This window comes from Streptomyces sp. PU-14G (assembly GCF_041028275.1).
In the GTDB taxonomy this organism is placed as follows: domain Bacteria; phylum Actinomycetota; class Actinomycetes; order Streptomycetales; family Streptomycetaceae; genus Streptomyces.
Map to the genome: position 1 here is coordinate 1 of NZ_JASKYT010000638.1, position 1,847 is coordinate 1,847.

A 1,847-nucleotide genomic window follows, 5' to 3' on the forward strand; every position below is an offset into this window, starting at 1 on the left:
GGGTGATGCCGTCGTGCTCCAGGTAGGTACCGCGAGCCGCCAGGTGCGGATGGGCCGGCGCCTCGGTGAGGGAGAGCACGGGGGACACACAGGCGTCGGAGTCCTGGAAGACCTCGGTCCACTCCGCGCGCGTACGCGAGGCGAACCGGGCGGCGATCAGCTCCCGCAACTCCCCCCAGGCGGCCGGATCCGCACGGGACGGCGCCTCGTCGCCGAGGCCGAGCAGCTCGGCGAAGCGCGCGTAGAACCGCGGCTCCAGTGCGCCGACCGCCATGAAGCCACCGTCGGACGTCGCGTAGGTGCCGTAGAAGGGGCAGCCGCCGTCCAGCAGGTTGGCCGCCCGCCGGTCCTGCCAGCCGCCCGCGGCGAGCATCCCCTGGATCATCGAGGTGAGGTGGCTGGTGCCGTCCACGATGGCCGCGTCCACGACCTGTCCCTCGCCCCCCGGCCCGCGTGCGTGGTGCAGGGCGGACAGGACGCCGATGACGAGGTAGAGGGAGCCGCCCGCGTAGTCGCCCAGCAGGTTGGCCGGGGCGACGGGCGGCCCCTCGGCGGGTCCTGTCATCCCGAGGGCCCCGGTGACGGCGATGTAGCCGATGTCGTGCCCGGCGCGCTCGGCGAGCGGCCCTTCCTGCCCCCAGCCGGTCATCCGGGCGTACACCAGGCGCGGATTGCGGGCGAGGCAGTCGTCCGGGCCGACACCGAGCCGCTCGGCCACCCCGGGGCGGAACCCCTCGATCAGCACGTCCGCCCGGTCGGTCAGCGCGAGGGCGGCCTCGCGGCCCTCTTCGGCCTTCAGATCGAGCAGAACGGACCGCTTGTTGCGGTTCGTCACGTCGTACTCCGCCGGGATGGCCAGCGAGCCGCCACCCGGACGGTCGACGCGGACGACGTCGGCGCCCAGATCGGCGAGCGTCATGGCAGCGAAAGGCCCTGGCCCTATCCCGGCCAGCTCCACTACGCGCACCCCGCTCAGCGGGCCGCGGACCGGTTCGTGCGCCGCCGCTTCGCGCGCTGCCGCCATCGAGCCCCCAGCACTGTGACACAACTGATGTAACACCAAGGATGCTATGGACACCGCCCCCATTCCACAAGCCCTCGCGGACAGGTTCGCCACCACTTTTGGCGCGGGCCCACGGATGGGAGGCGGGGCGAGTTCCGCCCCGGGCCCACGAGCCTGAGGCGCGGCGAATCGCAGCGCGGGCCCACGGGTGTGAGGCGCGGCGAACGCCACGTCCGGATGGCGCCAGCGGCCCGGCGGCCCGCAGGCGAGGCTCGGGCCCATGACGACGCACTACACGATCCTGGCCCTCACCCCCGAGACCCTCGCGGAACTGCGGACGCGCGACGACGCGGGCGCCCCGCCCCGGACCGTGACCGACACCGACGGCGGCACCCCCCTCCGGTGCTGCCTGCGACGGAGCGGCCCGGGCGAGACGCTGTGCCTGGTCTCCTACGCACCGCTGCGCCGCTGGGCCCGGGAGACCGGCGCCGAACCCGGCCCCTACGACGAGGTGGGGCCGGTCTTCATCCACCCGGAGGACTGCGGCGGCTGGGCGGGCGGCCTGGACGGCGGCTACCCCGACGCCATGCGGGGCGACCGCCGGGCCCTGCGCGCCTACTCCGCCGAGGGCCGCATCCTGGGCGGACTTCTGGTGGAAGAGCGGCGGCCGGGCGCACCGACGATCGAGGAGAGCCTGACCCGGCTGTACGCCGACCCACGCGTGGCGGCGGTGCACGTGCGCGCCGTCGAATTCGGGTGCTTCCACACCGAGACGCGGCGCGCGGCACCGCGATGAGCGGGAGCGCGGGTGCTCGGGGGCCGGGAGCGGGGGCGGCGCCCGGAC

General features: G+C 74.9%; 2 protein-coding genes. One reads left to right on the forward strand and one right to left on the reverse strand.

All coding sequences use genetic code 11. The features are described 5' to 3' along the window. A partial coding sequence (locus AB8Z75_RS34285; RefSeq protein ID WP_369208952.1) for a CaiB/BaiF CoA transferase family protein occupies positions 1-1,024 on the reverse strand: 1,024 nt, incomplete at its 3' end. Between the two features lie 259 nt (positions 1,025-1,283). Here AB8Z75_RS34285 and AB8Z75_RS34290 point away from each other — a divergent pair. Further along, the gene (locus AB8Z75_RS34290) at positions 1,284-1,799 is read left to right on the forward strand and encodes a DUF1203 domain-containing protein (protein ID WP_369208954.1); all 516 of its coding nucleotides are present in this window, start codon (positions 1,284-1,286) and stop codon (positions 1,797-1,799) included. Positions 1,800-1,847 lie beyond the last annotated feature (48 nt).

Coding starts and splice junctions, on each gene's coding strand:
- AB8Z75_RS34290 (WP_369208954.1), top strand. CDS start 1,284: ATGACGACGCACTACACGATCCTGGCCCTCACCCCCGAGACCCTCGCG.